Genomic DNA, 16,267 nt, shown 5'->3' on the forward strand with positions numbered 1-16,267 from the left:
CCCCAGATGCGGCGGGCCATCGCCTGATGGCGGCGCACCTGTTCAAAGGCATCGCGCGTGTCATAGGCATGGCCTTCCCACTCGCTCACCATCGTGCCGATAAATCCGCCGTCCTTGAACAGCGGCAGGATCGTATCGTAATCGATCGCTTCTTCGACCAGATCCTCGCTCACGCCATAGAACTTGCCGTGGATGTGGATCGTGCGGTCCACCAGCGCGGCCCAGCTTTTAGGATCGTGGTTGGACAGGATGAAGAACGCCAGGCACGCGGCCTGGATGTGCAGCGGCGCGTGGCCGTGGGCCATGCCCCATTCACGCAGACGCCCGGCCTTTTCATGGCTCATGCCGTCTTCAGTCCAGACCTCTTTCAGCTTATCAAGCAGGTCTTCCGAAGCACCCTTGGCACGCGCGGCATCGAGCATCGATTCCGGGATACGGCTTGCCGTGCCACCAAAATCGGGAATCCAGCCCAGATAGGGCGTGTCCAGCTTGTCGTACATCTCGCCATAGGCCTGTACGGCAGGATGGCCCGCCCACATCGGCGCGTGAACTTCCACACCCATGCGGATGTCCAGTTCCTCGGCATATGGTGCGATTTCGGGCAGGAGATGCACGGGCAGCGCGAACTGATACCGCACCAGCGAAAAGCCCATCTTCTTGGCCGAGCGCAGCTGGCGCTTGTGGTACTCCACCAGCGCGGCATCTTCGATCGGCTGCTGGCCGGGCTTGAGGAAGCGATCCGAATTGATCGCGCAGGACACGGGGTTAAGGCCCGTGGCGGCAATCATTTCCTTGAACTTTTCGGCATAGGCATCCGAAACGTCGGGGAATTCCTTGAACTGCTGAAAGCCGATGATTTCGATGTTCGGGCCAAGACCGCGCTTGGCCACTTCGGCCAGCAGGGTATCAACCTCGAACTGGCGGGTCAGCCATTCGTTGGTGAAGGAATAGAGCGTGACGCCGGTCTGTGGACCTGTTGAAGCTGTCATGTCTGTTGTCCTCTCTCAGGCCGCTACGCGCAGGGTTTCAGTCTGCGGATTGGTGCGCTTCATGCCGGGGATGTAGGGCGGGCTGACGAAGAGGTTCAGCGAGACTTCGCAATTGCTGCCGACATTGGAGTGTACCGAAGGCAAGATCAGGAACGCAGAATCGCGGATGAACCAGAAGGTATCCACCTTTTCGCCATTCTCGCTCAGCGGCCAGCGCTGCCCGTCATATTCGATCAGTGCGTCTGAAAGGTCCACCGCATCGCCATTGATCGACAACGGCCCCACTTCGACCACCGAAAATGGCAGCGAGCGATACCACGGCAGGCGCATCGCCAATTTCAGCCCGCCATCGCTCAGGCAAAGCCCTTCTTCCCCGATAACCCGTTCGACTGGCAGCACAGCACTCTCCACGTTTTAATTAGAATTTGACTTCTAATCATGGGTTGACAGGCGGTCAAGGGCTGTGCAGACAAAAACGAACGATAGTTCTATTCTAATCTGCGAGCGGATGCCGGATCAACATGGCTGAATTCGATTACATCATCGTCGGCGCAGGCTCTGCCGGATGCGTGCTGGCCAACCGGCTCAGCGCCGATCCGCGCAATCGCGTGCTGCTGATCGAAGATGGGGGCGATAACCAGCACCCCTTCATCAAGATGGCGGGCGGCTTCGTGAAGATCATGGGGAACCCTGAATATTTCCGCGTCTATCCGCTCACCCAGCGCCCCGGAATGCGCGGCGGCATCCATACATATGGGCGCGGGCTTGGCGGATCATCAGCCATCAACGGCACGTGGTATCTCACCGGCGCGCCCAAGGATTTCGATGGCTGGGCGCAATCGGGCCTTGCCGGTTGGGGCTGGGACGAGATCGCCCGCTGCTATCGCAAGATCGAAAGCTATCGCGAACCCGGCGCGCATCCGGGGCGCGGGCGCGATGGCGAATTGCAGATCACTGCCTCCACCTATCAATCGCCCGTGTTCGATGCATTGGCGGCAGGGTTCGGCACGCAAGGTATGCCCTGGCTGGACGACATCACCACGCCCTCTACCCACGGCGTGGGCCGCAGCCAGTACACTGTAGACCGCAAGGGCGTGCGCGAAAGCGCCTACAAGGCCTTCGTCATGCCGGTCCTGTCGCGCCCCAACCTGACCGTCGCCACCCACACTGCCGTCAGCCGCGTGCTGATCGAAAATGGCCGCGCTACCGGCGTGGTAACCGAAGCGCATGGGGAAGAACGCATCCACACCGCTGCGGGCGAAGTGATCGTCTCCGCAGGCGTCTACGGCTCACCGCAGTTGCTCCAGCTTTCTGGCGTCGGCCCCGGCGCGGCATTACAAGCGCTGGGCGTGCCCGTGGTGAAAGACCTGCCCATGGTGGGCCAGCAACTGGCCGATCACACGAAGTTCGGCGTGTCTTTTGACCTCACCAACCACCCCGGCACCAATCGCGAATTCTTCGGATGGCGGCTCTATCGCAACGCGATGCAATACTTCCTCACCGGCAAAGGCCACCTCGCCCGCGTCGGGATGCCGCTCACCGGGCTGATCGCCAGCGAAGGGGTGGATGCGGACTGGCCCGATCTGCAAGTCGCCGCCGCGCCTTTTGCCATGCGCACGGTGAACGAGATGGCCGCCCGCCCCGGCAGCCCGCTCACCCCCAACCCCGGCCTCACCTTCTCAGGCTATCACTTGCGCCCGCGCAGCCGGGGCAGCGTCACGCTCACGTCACCCGACTTCCGCGCAGCCCCGCTGATCGATGCGGCGATCTGGGCCGATCCCTATGACCGCGCCAAATCGCTCGAACTGTTCCGCCTGTTCCGCGCCATTGCCGCGTCCGATCCACTAAAGCCCTTCATCGGCACCGAACGTATGCCCGGCCCCGCCGTGCAGGACGAGGACGCCATCGCCACCGAACTTGCCAAGATGGTCGAAGGTGGACTCCATGGCACCGGCACCTGCTCGATGGGCACCAGCGAGAAAACCTCGGTCACCGACGCCCGCGCCCGCGTGCATGGCATTGGCGCCTTGCGCGTCGTCGATTGCTCGATCATGCCAACGCCGGTTTCCGGTAACACCAATGGCCCGGCCATGGCCGTGGCCGAACGCGCAGCCGAACTGATCCTGGCAGATGCGCGATAACGCTCTGCACGCGCCCCCTCAATGGCGGGGGCCTCAGGCCGTTTCAACCACCCTCCCGTAACACGCCTGAGGCCCCCGCCTTCGCGGGGGCGCGCATCTGCGTTGTTACCGCCCTTGCGTCATAAGTCTGAAACGTCGATCCTCCACCGCGCCCGCTAAGCCGTTTGCCGCAAGGAATAAAATCGATGGACCGTCGCACTTTCAACCGCAGCCTTGCCGCCACGGCGTTTGGCGGGCTGGTCACAATGCTGGGCGGCTGTTCCACGGCGAGCGGCCTGGCAAACGCCGCGCCGCGCCGCCCGGTAGGCCCGCTGGTGCCTGATCCGGCGGGCATTCTCGATCTGCCCGCAGGCTGGCGCTACACCGTGATCTCGCGCATGGGCGATGCGATGGACGATGGCCATGTGGTGGGTGACAAGGCCGATGGCATGGGTTGCTTCGCCATCGCACCGGGTAAGGTCGCGCTGGTCCGCAACCATGAACTTTCCGCCAAGGACGCCGCCCGCGGCCCCTTTGCCGACCGCAGAGTAGCACGCACGTTCGACCGCTGGCAGGGCGGCCGCCCACTGCCGGGTGGCACATCGACGCTGGTCTATGACCTGAAGAGCGGGCAGGTCGAAGCGCAATATGCCTCGCTGGCCGGCACGATCCGCAACTGTTCGGGCGGGATCACGCCGTGGGGCACATGGCTGACGTGCGAAGAAGACATGTCGCGCGCCGGAACCAATCTGTCGCAGGATCATGGCTGGGTGTTCAAAGTACCCGCCACCGCGCGCGCCCTTGTCGATCCGGTCCCACTCAAGGGCCTTGGCCGCTTCAACCACGAAGCCGCCGCCATCGATCCGCGCACGGGCATCGTCTATCTGACAGAGGACCGCGAGGACGGGCTGCTCTATCGTTTTGTGCCATCAAAGCCCGGCGATCTGCGCGCGCCTGGAAAGCTGCAAGCCCTTGGCCTTGCCAGCGGCGCAACCGATACGCGCAACAAGCAGGGCGTGGCCATGACACGCGGCGAGGCACTGAAGGCCCGCTGGATCGATCTGGACGGCACCGATTCCGCCAACGACGATCTGCGCCAGCGCGGCCACGCATCGGGCGCAGCGCTGTTCGCGCGCGGTGAAGGCATTCATTACGGGCAGGACGAGATCTACTTCGTCTGCACATCGGGCGGCGCAGCGCGGTTGGGACAGGTGTTCCGCTATCGCCCGTCCGCCGATACGCTCGACCTGTTCTATGAATCCACCGATCCCAACGTCTTCAATTTCGGCGATAATCTGACCATCGCCCCCAATGGCGATCTGATCGTGTGCGAGGATCAGTACACCGAAATCACCGACAACCACCTGCGCGGCATCACGCCCGATGGCACCGCCTATGCCCTCGCCCGCTGCCGCCGCCAGACCGAACTGGCAGGCGCCTGCTTTGCGCCCGATGGCAGTACGCTGTTCGTCAACCTCTACAGCCCGGCGATGACGCTGGCGATAACCGGGCCGGGGTGGAGCGTCTAATCGCGCCCCCTCACCATCACCCCGCACCCTAACCCGCGCCCCCGCGAAGGCGGGGACCTCGGTCGTTTTACGCAGGTTCTGATTAAACGGCCTGAGGCCCCCGCCTTCGCGGGGGAGCAATGGTAAAATTGGTGATCACCCACCCTCACTCCTCCTCGGAATAAGGCCCCTTCCCCCCATCGGCGATCAACTGGTCGATCCGCTGGTCGATCACCGGCAGCGGTACCCCGCCCAGCGCCAGCACGGCATCGTGAAAGCCGCGTATGTCGAACTTGCTGCCCAGCGCCGCCTCGGCCTTGCGCCGCGCGTCCAATATCGCAACCTGCCCCATGTAGTAGGACAGCGCCTGCCCCGGCCACGAGATATACCGGTCCACCTCGGTCTCGATCTCGTGATCTGAAAGCGCCGTATTCTCGCGCATGTATGCCTGCGCCTGTTCGCGGCTCCAGCCCTTGGCGTGAATGCCGGTGTCCACCACCAGCCGTGACGCACGCCAAGCCTGATAGCTGAGCATCCCGAACCGGTCATAGGGCGTTTCGTACATGCCCATTTCGACGCCCAGCGCTTCGGTATAGAGCGCCCAGCCCTCGCCATAGGCCGAAAGATACGTATCGCGCCGGAACTTCGGCAGGTCCTTGTTCTCCATCGCCAGCGGCATCTGGAAGGCGTGGCCCGGCGCGCTTTCATGCAGCGTCAGCGCCACTTGCGCATAGAACGGGCGCGATGGCAGGTCATAAGTGTTGATCAGGTACACCCCCGGCCCACCGCGCCCGCTGGTATAGAACGGCGCAATGTCATCGGGCACTGGCTTTATCGCAAAACGGCTGCGCGGCAGGCGCCCGAAATACTGGGAAGCCTTTCCGTCAAACTGCTTGGCAATCCACGCCGCACGATAAAGCAACTCATTCGGCGTCTTGGGATAGAACTGCGGATCGGTGCGCAGATGGGTGAGGAATGCCTTCAGATCACCGGCAAATTTTACTTCGGCCATCACGCCCGCCATCTCGGTGCGGATGCGCGCCATTTCCTTCAGGCCGATCTGGTGGATCTCTTCCGGTGTGCGATCAAGCGTCACGTACTCCCAGATTTTGGATTGATAATAGGCCCGGCCATCGGGCAGGTCGGAAGCCGCAATCCCAGCGCGCGCCTTGGGGAAATACTCAGCCTCCAAAAACGCCAGCAAACGCTGGTGTGCAGGCGTCACCCCGCTGGCAATTGCGGCGCGGGCCTCCTTGCGCAATTCCTCCTGCACCGCCGCCGGGATTGACGCAGGCAGCTTTTCAAACGGCTGCCAGAAGGGCGAGCTTTCCGCATCCTTCGCCCCCGCCACTTGCGCCACCGCCACTTCGCGGCCCTTCAGCGTCACCTTCGGCACAGTGAAGCCGCGCTTCAACCCGGCGCGCATCTGCGCGATCTGCTGGTCGTAATAACGCGGCAGTTGCGCCATCACCGCAAGGTAGATCCTCGCCGCCTTCTCGTCCTTGAAGGGACGGCGCGACTGGTCGATCAGCTCGCCCCAAAAGCTGCTGTCCGAATTGAACGGCATTTCATATTCGCGGTAGAACTGCGCATTGCGCAGCGCCTCGACCTGCCCCTTGTAAACCGCAAAATCCACCCGCCGTGCAGGTGAAAGCTGCTGCACCGGAATTGCCGCAAGATCGCGCAACACCGCGTCCCACTTCGCCAGCCGCGCCGCTTGAGCCGCGTCAGACAGATCGGGCAAACCTTTCGCGCCCTTGCCGGTCACGTCCTCAAACGGACCTTGCTGCGCCTCGCGCCATTCGTACTCAGTCTTCCACACCGCCTCGAACCGGGCATCCGCCGAGTTGGCAACATCAGCGGAAACAGCAGCCATTGCGGAACCCGCCACAACCGGCATCAAACCTGCCAGGACTGCCGCCTGCAAAATCACTTTCATCGCGCACCCTTATCTTCCGGTCTAAGCAATCGCCCTGATCACCCTGCCGCGAAATGCCAACCTGCCCGGTGCTAACCCACGCTGCAACGAATTGCGATGCCCGGCGCCAGCCACACGTCGCAATTTGAAGACCCGTGGGGAATGGCAGAAGGTAGCGCGGCATGAAGATCGACAAGGTGGATGTGGCAGCGGCCATAGCCGGAGACACCAGCGACCGGCAGACTCTGCTGGCGATCGACCACGCCTTTGCCATGATCGAATTCGATACCGGCGGCACCATCCTGCGCGCCAACACCCGCTTCCTCGATCTGATGGGCTACACCGCCGAAGAGCTGATCGGCCAACACCACAGCCAGCTTTGCGAAAAGCAGTTTGCCAGCTCTGCTGCCTACCGCACTCTTTGGGAAAATCTGGCCAAGGGTGAGGAACAGCAGGGCGAATTCTGCCGCCGCCGCAAGGATGGCAGGCAGGTCTGGCTTCAGGCCAGCTACAACCCGGTGAAAGATGACAGTGGTGCCACGCAGCGCGTCGTCAAGATCGCCATGGACGTGACACAGCAACGCCTTGAGGCGCTTGCCGCAGCGGGCAAACTGGCGGCAATCGAAAACGCGCAGGCGATGGTCGAATTCGACCTGTCCGGCAAGATCACGTCCGCCAACGAACTCTTCCGCACCATGAAGGGCTTCGAACCGGGGCAGGAGAGCAACTTCACCCACCGCGATCTATGCGACCCTGCCTTTGTAAAGACTGAGGAATATGCAAAATTCTGGGATCGCCTGATCAAGGGCGAGGCCATTTCCGGCGTATTCAAGCGCCGCAGCATTTCAGGCACCGACGTGTGGATACACGCCTCCTATGCCGCAATTCTGGACCTGACCGGCAAACCCCGGCGCATCGTGCAGTTCGCGCACGACATCACCGACCAGCGCCGTCGCGATGCCGAATCCGAGGGCAAGGTGCGCGCCATCGAACGCGCGCAGGCCGTCATCGAATTCGACCTTGAAGGCAACGTTCTGGATGCCAACACCAATTTCCTGACACTGATGGGCTACCACATCGAAGAAATTCGCGGCCGCCATCACCGCATCTTCTGCGATGTGTCTTCTACACAGGGCGAAGATTATCGCGCTTTTTGGGACAAGCTCGGCCGCGGCGAATTTGAAACCGGCGAATACAAGCGCCTGCGCAAGGATGGCGGTGAGGTGTGGATACATGCCTCCTACAATCCGATCTTCGATACCAGCGGCAAACCGGTCAAGGTCGTCAAGTTCGCATCAGACGTCACCGAGGAAAAGCTGCGCAGCAACGAGTTCTCGGCCAAAGTCGATGCCATCGGTCGCAGCCTTGCCACCATCGAATTCGATCTTGATGGCAAGGTGATCAGCGCAAACGACAATTTTCTGCGCACCATCGGCTATTCGCTGCGCGAAATCGTGGGCCAGCACCATTCGATGTTCTGCTCGCCAGACTACATCCGTAGTGCCGAATACCGCGATTTCTGGATGAAGCTCAATGCAGGGCAGTACCATGCCGGGCGCTTCCACCGCGTTGGCAAATATGATCGCGATATCTGGATACAGGCCACCTACAATCCGATCTTCGATCTGACAGGCAATCCCGTGCGCATCGTGAAGTATGCTTTCGACGTGACCGAACAGGTGCAGATGGAAAAGGCCATCACCGAACGCGCGCACGAAATGAACCTGCTTTCAACGCAGCTTTGCAAATCGATTGCGGAAATCACCGGATCGACCGAGCAGGCGCTTTCACTTTCGCTGCAAACCCGCGTCAATGCAGAACAGGGCGAGGAGACGCTGGGTTCGGCCATCGAATCCATTGAACTGATCCAGAAGTCTGCCACTTCGATTTCCGAAATCGTGCGTATCATCAGCGAGATTGCAGGGCAAACTAACCTGCTGGCGTTCAATGCTGAAATCGAGGCCGCTCGCGCAGGCGAACATGGAGTAGGCTTCTCTGTGGTCGCAGGCGAAGTGCGCAAGCTGGCCGAGCGCAGCTCCACAGCCGCGCGCGACATTTCGCGCCTGATCGACCAGTCCAACGCACAAGTGGGCGAAGGCACCAATCGCTCACGCATGGCCCGCAACGCTTTTTCCGACATCGTCTCCAGCGTGCAGCAGACCAATTCCGCAATCGAGGCGATCACGCGGCTTGCCTCCAATCAGGCGCAGTTGACCGAAAATGTGGTTGTCCAGATATCGCAATTGTCTGCCACAACCAGCGTCGCCGCATAAAGACGATGACTGCGATTCCGCAACCGGGTGCACACGACACGCTGTTCGGCCTGATCCGCCTTGCCGGGCTGTGCGCGGCACTGCCAGTTGCCGCCATCCGCGAAGTTGTGCCCTGCCCCCCACAACTCGATCCTTCTCCTGCATCGCGGGCAGACATACTCGGCGCGCTCGAACTGCGGGGCGAAGTGATCCCGGTGATCGACCTCGCCCGCGCGTTGACCAGCGCGTCGGCCGATGGCGGTGAGTTGCAGTCAGACGACCGCTCGATCATTGTAATCTTGCGCCATGAGCAGCACATTTTTGCCGTACTGGCCGATGGTATTCTGGGCGTTATGCCGCTCACCGCGCGCGAAATCAGTCCGATCGGCCACAGCGCGGCTAACGAGGGAGAGCGCCTGTTCTTCAGCACGTTCCGCGTTGAGACTCATAACGGCGTCGTGCTGGACCCGGCCGCGATCATCGCGCTGCCCAGCATGGTCACCGCCACCGATCGCAGCGCGCGAAAGGACGATACCCGCCAGATCGACGAGCCGATCCTCGCGTTCACGGTTGCTGGTCTGCGGCTTGCACTGCCCGCCAGTTGTGTCGATGCCAGCCTGCCCCGCGCCGATCTTTTGCCCACGCCGACGGAAACCGAACTGTGGATCGCCCAGCGTGAATACAAGGGCGCAGAAATCCCGGTGATCGATACGCTTCACCTGCTCGGCCACGGTTCGCTTCCCGAAGGCCGGCGCAGCGGTGCCAGCATTGTCGTGCGCACGCAATTGCCCGTTCCAGCTCCGCCAGGTTGGACAGAACCCTTCGGCCTTGTCGCCCTGCTGATCGATACGGTGGACGATATTGGGCGCTTCGCCGCCGGCTGCTTTGCCCCGCTGCTGCAGGATGCTGTGTCCGGTGCCAGCTTCTCACGCGGGTTGCTGGAAACGGCAGAGGGTGCAGCCCTCTTGCTCGATGCGCACAAAATCGCCGCACACGATGGCCTGCGCCACCTCGGTGTGATCCGCAATCAGCCTGAAGCCACCAAGACCACCGTGCAGTCTGTGCAACACGGGAATGCCGCGGCCCGTTCCGCTGAAAAGCCGTTCCTCGTGTTCTCGGTGGGCGATCAGCGCTTTTCCACCCCGCTCGAAGCGGTCGAGGAAATACTGCTGGCGCAAACCGCCATTCTGCCCATGCCAGCCGGCCACAGCGGCATGATCGGCCTTTTCGCCTCACGTGGAAACTGCGTCCCCTTGCTCGACCTCACGCATGTGTTGGGCGATGCCGCTACTCGCGATGGCCACTACATCATCGTCACCCGCAGCGATCACCCCCACGGCCTGCGCCGCGCGGGTTTCCGTGTGGATGAACTGCACTCGGTCGATCGCAAAGTTCTGCAGGAAATCGGGCGAAAATCTGCTGATGACACCGCGCGCCGCAATCCGTCCGGCCTGCCCGGCCCGACCATTCGCCTCAACGATGGGCACGCCTGCTCCGTGCTGGATCTTGCCGGAGCCGCCGAACGCCTGCTCAATGCACCCGCCGCTACGGCTGCGTGACGCCTCAAGAGCCGATGAACTTTGCCTCGCGCCGCTCGAACACGGAAGCCACGCCCTCGGCATAGTCGGCGGTCTTCTTCAGGATCGATTGCTGCGCATGTTCGTGCGCCAGCACTGCGTCGAGCTTGGCCAGCGTATCGGCCATCAGGGTCGACCGCACCGCCTCCAACGCCAGTGGCGCATTTTCGGCGATCTCGGCCGCCATGCCAAAAGCACGGTCGAGCAGTTCATCCTGCCCGGCCAGCCGATCAACCAACCCCCATGCCAGCGCATCTTCCGCTTTAACGCGCGTGGCAGAAAGCAGCATGAGCGCCGCCTTCTGTTCACCAACCAGACGCGGCAGCGTGTGGCTCAACGCAAAGCCCTGATGAAACCCCAGCCGCACAAAGTTGGCGGAAAAGCGCGCGGCAGGGGCGCCAACGCGGAAGTCTGCAGCGAGTGCAAGCCCCAGCCCAGCCCCCACCGCTGCCCCCTGCACCGCCGCTACCATCGGCTTGCGCCGCCGGAAAATGCGCATGGCCTGTCCATAAAGTCCGGCAACCGCGTCCATGCCGGCATCGCCCGCCAGCGTTTCGTCGCCAGCCAGATCGGCCCCACCACAGAACGGTTTGCCTTCGGACGACAGCACGATGCAGCGCACGCCCGTAGTGGCATCGAACGCATCGATGGCATCGGCGATCTGCCGCAGCAATTCAGGGCAGGCATAGTTGAAGGGCGGCTTGCCAAAGCGGATGTGCCCCACGTAGCCTTGCGTCTCGGTGTGCAAAGTGATCGTCATGGCGCGCGCCTCTTCTGCCTGAATGGCCTTGCGATAGGCGAGCGTGCTGCGCCTTGGCAACCAACCACGCGCGCCAATTCCTGACACTTCAGGTCAGCCCGGAATTGGTGTAAACACACTGCGGATATGCCATCAAGGCACATGGACTGAATGACCATTTTCAGTCTACAATCAGCATCAATGGCCACGCCCCTTCCCGTCACCGCCTTGCGCTGGACCAGTGCGCTGGCTGATGCCCTTGCGCAGGCCAGTGGCGCCCTTGCCCGCCTTGACGCCCGTGTTTCCGCCAGTTCGTTGCGTCCCGGTTGGGCATTGCGCGCCTCGTGGGCAGGCTATGCGCAAGCCCTGCATCTGCAACTCTCGCAGATCGAAGAAATCGACATTATTGCGCAGCGCTGCGACCTGCGCCTCCCCGGCCGCGCGCTCCCCCGCACCGATGACGAGCCTTTCGCCGCCTACGATGGCTGGCTTGCGTTACTTTCCGAACCGGAAGGTCGGCACTGGAGCGAAGGCCTGCCCTTCACGTTCGATCCGCCCGAAGGCTGGCAAGACGCTCCCCTGCTGGTCCGCGCCTTTCATCTGCTTGATGCTGCCGCCCGCGCAGACCGCACTATCAATCCGTGGCTTGCCTTCCCGCTCACCCTGCGCCGCATCGGCCTCACCCGCCACGCCCTGCCCTGCATGGCACTGGGTGATCCATCGCAACGCTTTGCCAGTGATCCACGCCCGGTCCTGTTGCGCCGCCTTCTGAAAGCCGTGCAGAAGCGCGCCGAGGATGGCCTTGACCGGCTTGAGCGGCTTGAAGCCACTACCCGCCGCGCCGCTACCGCCCTTGCCAAAGAACACCGCCCCGGCAAACTCGCTGATCTGGGTCGCCTCACGCTCACCCGCCCCTGCCTTGCCGCGCGGAGTCTCGCCCCGCTGCTGGGCCTCACGGTTTCCGGCGCAGGCAAGTTGCTCGAACGTGCGGCGGCATTGGGACTCATGGTCGAAATCTCAGGGCGCGAATCTTGGCGCACTTATGTCGCGCCGGACGTGGCCATCGCCCTTGGGCTGCGCCGGGCCAACCGTGGCCGCCCGCCGTCGACAACCAGCCCTGCCCCGGAAGTCGAATCCATCCTCAGCAGCTTCGATGCCGAAATGGCTGACATCGACGCGCGCTTGCGCAAGCTGGGCATTGCATCCGAAGACTGATTCCATCGCGCCAAACGGCATCGGTGCGTCAGGCTTCCAAAAGTGTTTCCCCGGGGAAACATCGCCTGAAGGCTGTGGGTTGCGCGGAGTGTTTCCCCGGGGAAACACTCTCAGCCGATGGGCGCACTGCCGTGCATGTGATTCATGGATCACCCGTGATTTCGACAGCGGTTTGACTTTCGCTCCTATTTCTGCCCATAAAACACAAACCGGACCGCTAACAGGCGATTCATCATGAGGCGGCTTTCATGTCCTATACCGTAGATACCCTGCGAAACATGACCCGTTCCTGCGAAAATATGCGCGACCGGGTGAAAGCGGTGGTGTTCAAGCCGGAAGATCGCAAGGTTCTGGACATCACTTTTGGCCCTACAGCGGCAGCCGAATTGGTCGGGCGCACTCCCGAAGCGCTGGCCAAGGCTGAAAAGGAAGGCCGCCTTGCCGCGCCCAAACAGCTTGGCAACGGGCGGCGCTACTACACGCTGGAAGATCTGACCCATATCCGCAAAGCGCTGAACATCCATCCCGGAAAGCTCGCAGACGAGGATGCTGTCGTCGTTGCCGTACAGAACTTCAAAGGCGGCGTCGGCAAAAGCACGATCACCAAGCACTTTGCGGATTTCCTTGCGCTTCAGGGCTATAGCGTTCTTGTGATCGACTGCGATCCACAGGCTTCCACCACGACGATGTTCGATATTCAGCCCGAAACGCTGATCGATGATTCGGATTCGCTCGGCAACTTCCTGTCCCCGCGCAGCACGTTCGATGATTTTCCAAAAGCGATTCGCGATACCGCGTGGCCAACGATCAAGATCGTGCCGTCCAGTCTGGGCCTCCAGGATGCCGAATGGGATCTTACGGCAACGCTGCGAGAAGGTGGGCAGGCCGTCCGCGAGGGGTTGCAGCGCCTGCGCATCGGCATCGACAGTGTGCGCAAAAGCTTTGACGTGATCCTGCTCGATCCGCCGCCGGCAATGGGCTTTCTGGGCCTGAATGTGATGGCTGCGGCAACGGGAATGCTGATCCCCGTGCCTGCGCGCCAGCTGGACTATCTCTCGACGATCCACTTCATGGACACCATTGCCGAGAACATCGAGATTCTCGAAGAGCACGGCACGCCGGTGGACTATGGCTTTATCCGGGTGGTCTGCTCCGCCTATTCGCCCAGCAAACCGGGCGAGGCCGATATGTGGAAGATGATGAAGGCCACATATGCCAACTTCCTGCTGAACCAGCCCATTCTCGCCTCTGAAGAAATCAAGAACGCAACACAGGCTTTCCGCTCGATCTACGAGAGCAAGCCATCTGCAGCGCATTCGACCTATCTGCGGTGCAGGGAGAACCTCAATCTGGTGTTTGGCGAAGTGCTGCGCGAGATTCACGAACAGTGGCCATCGAAGAGCATGTCGCATCAAGCCGGTGACGTTTCCGGGAGCGTTGCAGCATGAGCCGCCGTTCCCTGATAGGTGAAGCGTTGGCAGCCCCTGATCCGACGCCAGCCCCCTCACCCATGCCAGACGCGAACGAGGTTGCACCGACCGCAGCGCCGCGCAACTTCACCACCCGCAGGCTGGAAGGCTTCACCGAAGCTGCCCGCATGGTCAAACGCCCGACCATTCGCCTCAAGCCTGCCGAATGTTCGATCTGGTCGGGCAATGCGCGCGACTATGCGCAGCTTTCCGAAGATCGTCTGCATACCCTGATCGAATCGATTCAGGCAGAAAACGGGAATCGCATTCCTGTGGTGGTGCGGCGGACACCGCAAGGTGATCAGCAGTATGAGCTGATCATCGGCACGCGGCGGCACTGGGCCGTATCCTGGCTCAACGCCCACCACTATCCCGACATCGAGCTTGTTGCGATCATCGAGGATCTTGATGACGAGGCGGCATTCCGGCTTGCCGATATCGAGAACCGCGAACGCGAGGACATTTCCGATCTGGAACGCGGGCTGAATTACAAGGCCGCCATTGACGCCTACTACGATGGGCTTCAGGCCCGGCTGGCCGAACGGGTGAAAATTTCGAAATCCACGCTGGCGCGCTATGTTGGCTTGACCGAAATTCCCCCGGCGATTGTCAGCGCATTTGCCTCGCCCATGGACCTCCAGGTCCGCCACGGCGACAAGCTGCTTCCGCCGTTGCGCAACCCGGCACTTCGCCCAAGGATGGAAGAGGCAGCAGCCCGCATCGCGGCAGAACAGAGCTTCCGGCAATCGGGAGACGAGGAGCCGATCAGCGGGGCAGAAGTGGTCGCCCGTCTGGTCAAGGCCGTGTCGGGCCGGCCCGGCCGCGCGCAGAAAGCGACGATCGAAGCCCAGGGCAAGCCGATTGGTCAGATCGAGAAAGACCGCGCGCGGGGGTTGACGATAACACTCAATCCGACCGATCTGAGTGCCGAGGAGATTGTCGAAGCGCTGCGCCCGCTGATTGCGAACGCGAAAATCCTGAAGACGGGCAGCCGGTGAACTGCGATTTCATCCATAAACATTCAGGGATTTGCGCCACTCTGAAAAATGACATTTTACTGTTTATTTTCAGTAACTTAAGCTGTATTTCCCACGCGTGGGACAGCTTCAGGACGCGTGGATTGAGCGCATGAGCACTGGCGAGCAACCTGCCAATGCGACCGGCCGTCGCGTACAGTTCGAGATGTTCTTTACGCTGCCCGATTTCAGCGATGTTTCCTTGCGCGATTACCAAGAAACCATGCAGCGGCCCTTCTTTAGCCTTTCGAAGAAGAAGCGCCTGAAGCCCATCGAATACCTCAGTCCCGACAAGTCGGTTACCGTGCACGTTTCGGCCAACCCCGAATATGGCATGGCCACGATCTGGGACGCGGACATCATGATTTACCTCGCGTCGCATCTGAACGAGCTGCGGGAACGTGGCGACAACGACATGTCGCCGACGATCCGCCTGCAACCGGGTGATCTGCTGAAGCGGATATGCTGGGGCGTCAGCGGGCGCGCCTATGAGCGACTGATTGGTGCGCTGGACCGGCTTCAAGCGACGACGATCAAGACGAACATCCGCGCAAATTCAAAAAGTCGCGAAACCACGTTCTCGTGGATCGATAGCTACACCCACCTTGTCGACGAGCGCACGCAGCGGTCGCTGGGGATGGAAATCACGCTGTCGAAATGGTTTTTCGATGGCGTGATGGACAAGCGCAATGTCCTTGCGATTTCGCCACTCTATTTCGAAATCACCAGCGGGCTTGGGAAGTGGCTCTATCGGGCCGCACGCAAACATGCCGGGGGCAATGGGCCAGAAGGCTTCACGATCGGCTTTGAAACGCTCCACCAGAAAAGCGGCAGCGAAAGCTCGCTTCCATCGTTCAAGAACAAGATTCTCGAACTGGCGCGTGCCAACAACCTGCCCGACATCAGCCTTGATGTCATCGGCCCGGAAACGCCGCGACCCAAGCTCAGGATGACCATGCGCAAGCATCTGGCGTGCGATGCGCCAGCGAGCAACGCGGCGCAGTCGTCTGTCGCTTTGGTCTCCCCTACCCCCGGTATTCGCCCTGCCAAAGTCAAGCAGCAGAGGGCCTCATGGCCATCGGAGCAGGATCAGATGCCGCCGGCTGCCATCCGCAGCTTGTTGGCCAGTGCAGCCTCCAACCTGCGGGCTGAACGGGGTGACACGGCTGGACCTGCCCCCTCTGCACCGGCAGGTCCAGCCAGTGCGCAAGACGTCCTCGGCGCGGAAATGTATGCGGCTATCAAGGCTGAATCTCCCGGCTGGGATCTGGATGTCCTGATGCAACAGTTCGATTCATTCCTGAATCGCAATCCGCACGAATTGCCGCGCAACTATGCCAAGCGCTTTCAGGGCTTCGTCAAAAAGCACCACGAGCGCAATCGGCACACCCTGCCCGGCGCATAACGCTCCTCCCCAAAGAATGACGCGCGCTGATCCATAGCTTTATTTTGGACCGGCCGCAT

The 16,267-nt window shown here is 61.6% G+C and carries 12 protein-coding genes; 8 read left to right on the forward strand and 4 right to left on the reverse strand.

Features of this window, described 5'->3' with window-relative positions; translation table 11 throughout:
- The coding region (locus B7X90_RS06730) for a sugar phosphate isomerase/epimerase (RefSeq protein ID WP_292622898.1) at positions 1-989 on the reverse strand (989 nt) is incomplete at its 3' end.
- Between the two features lie 15 nt (positions 990-1,004).
- Entirely contained in the window at positions 1,005-1,388 is a 384-nt protein-coding gene (locus tag B7X90_RS06735; protein ID WP_292622900.1) for a DUF6379 domain-containing protein, read from the reverse strand.
- A gap of 122 nt (positions 1,389-1,510) precedes the next feature.
- Between B7X90_RS06735 and B7X90_RS06740 the strand changes: the two genes are divergently transcribed.
- Positions 1,511-3,130 (forward strand): GMC family oxidoreductase N-terminal domain-containing protein, encoded by a 1,620-nt coding sequence (locus tag B7X90_RS06740; protein ID WP_292622902.1) that lies wholly within the window; start codon positions 1,511-1,513, stop codon positions 3,128-3,130.
- A 185-nt stretch (positions 3,131-3,315) separates the two neighbouring features.
- Positions 3,316-4,638 (forward strand): alkaline phosphatase PhoX, encoded by a 1,323-nt coding sequence (locus B7X90_RS06745; protein WP_292622904.1) that lies wholly within the window; start codon positions 3,316-3,318, stop codon positions 4,636-4,638.
- A 145-nt stretch (positions 4,639-4,783) separates the two neighbouring features.
- On the opposite strand, the gene B7X90_RS06750 is transcribed toward B7X90_RS06745, so the two are convergent.
- Positions 4,784-6,493, reverse strand: a complete 1,710-nt coding sequence (locus tag B7X90_RS06750) for a DUF885 family protein (protein WP_292622906.1) — start codon at positions 6,491-6,493, stop codon at positions 4,784-4,786.
- Between the two features lie 224 nt (positions 6,494-6,717).
- On the opposite strand from B7X90_RS06750, the gene B7X90_RS06755 reads away from it, so the two are divergent.
- Positions 6,718-8,808: a PAS domain-containing methyl-accepting chemotaxis protein gene (locus B7X90_RS06755; protein ID WP_292622907.1), complete on the forward strand. Its 2,091-nt coding sequence runs from the start codon at positions 6,718-6,720 to the stop codon at positions 8,806-8,808.
- 5 nt (positions 8,809-8,813) lie between these two features.
- A complete protein-coding gene (locus B7X90_RS06760) occupies positions 8,814-10,346 on the forward strand; it encodes a chemotaxis protein CheW (protein ID WP_292622909.1) in 1,533 nt (510 codons plus the stop codon).
- Between the two features lie 4 nt (positions 10,347-10,350).
- Here B7X90_RS06760 and B7X90_RS06765 read toward each other — a convergent pair whose 3' ends face one another.
- Positions 10,351-11,211 (reverse strand): enoyl-CoA hydratase/isomerase family protein, encoded by an 861-nt coding sequence (locus tag B7X90_RS06765; protein ID WP_292622910.1) that lies wholly within the window; start codon positions 11,209-11,211, stop codon positions 10,351-10,353.
- A 93-nt stretch (positions 11,212-11,304) separates the two neighbouring features.
- Between B7X90_RS06765 and B7X90_RS06770 the strand changes: the two genes are divergently transcribed.
- The 4 genes from B7X90_RS06770 to B7X90_RS06785 all read left to right on the forward strand — a co-directional run bounded on the left by B7X90_RS06770 (position 11,305) and on the right by B7X90_RS06785 (position 16,208).
- The gene (locus B7X90_RS06770; protein ID WP_292622912.1) at positions 11,305-12,318 is read left to right on the forward strand and encodes a hypothetical protein; all 1,014 of its coding nucleotides are present in this window, start codon (positions 11,305-11,307) and stop codon (positions 12,316-12,318) included.
- A 248-nt stretch (positions 12,319-12,566) separates the two neighbouring features.
- Positions 12,567-13,766 (forward strand): AAA family ATPase, encoded by a 1,200-nt coding sequence (locus B7X90_RS06775; protein ID WP_292622913.1) that lies wholly within the window; start codon positions 12,567-12,569, stop codon positions 13,764-13,766.
- The gene (locus B7X90_RS06780; RefSeq protein ID WP_292622915.1) at positions 13,763-14,785 is read left to right on the forward strand and encodes a ParB/RepB/Spo0J family partition protein; all 1,023 of its coding nucleotides are present in this window, start codon (positions 13,763-13,765) and stop codon (positions 14,783-14,785) included. Before B7X90_RS06775 ends, B7X90_RS06780 begins: the two co-directional genes overlap by 4 nt.
- Before the next feature lie 130 nt (positions 14,786-14,915).
- Entirely contained in the window at positions 14,916-16,208 is a 1,293-nt protein-coding gene (locus B7X90_RS06785) for a replication initiator protein A (protein WP_292622916.1), read from the forward strand.
- Positions 16,209-16,267: the final 59 nt, after the last annotated feature.

It is taken from the genome of Novosphingobium sp. 17-62-19 (assembly GCF_002256775.1).
In the GTDB taxonomy this organism is placed as follows: Bacteria; Pseudomonadota; Alphaproteobacteria; order Sphingomonadales; family Sphingomonadaceae; genus Novosphingobium.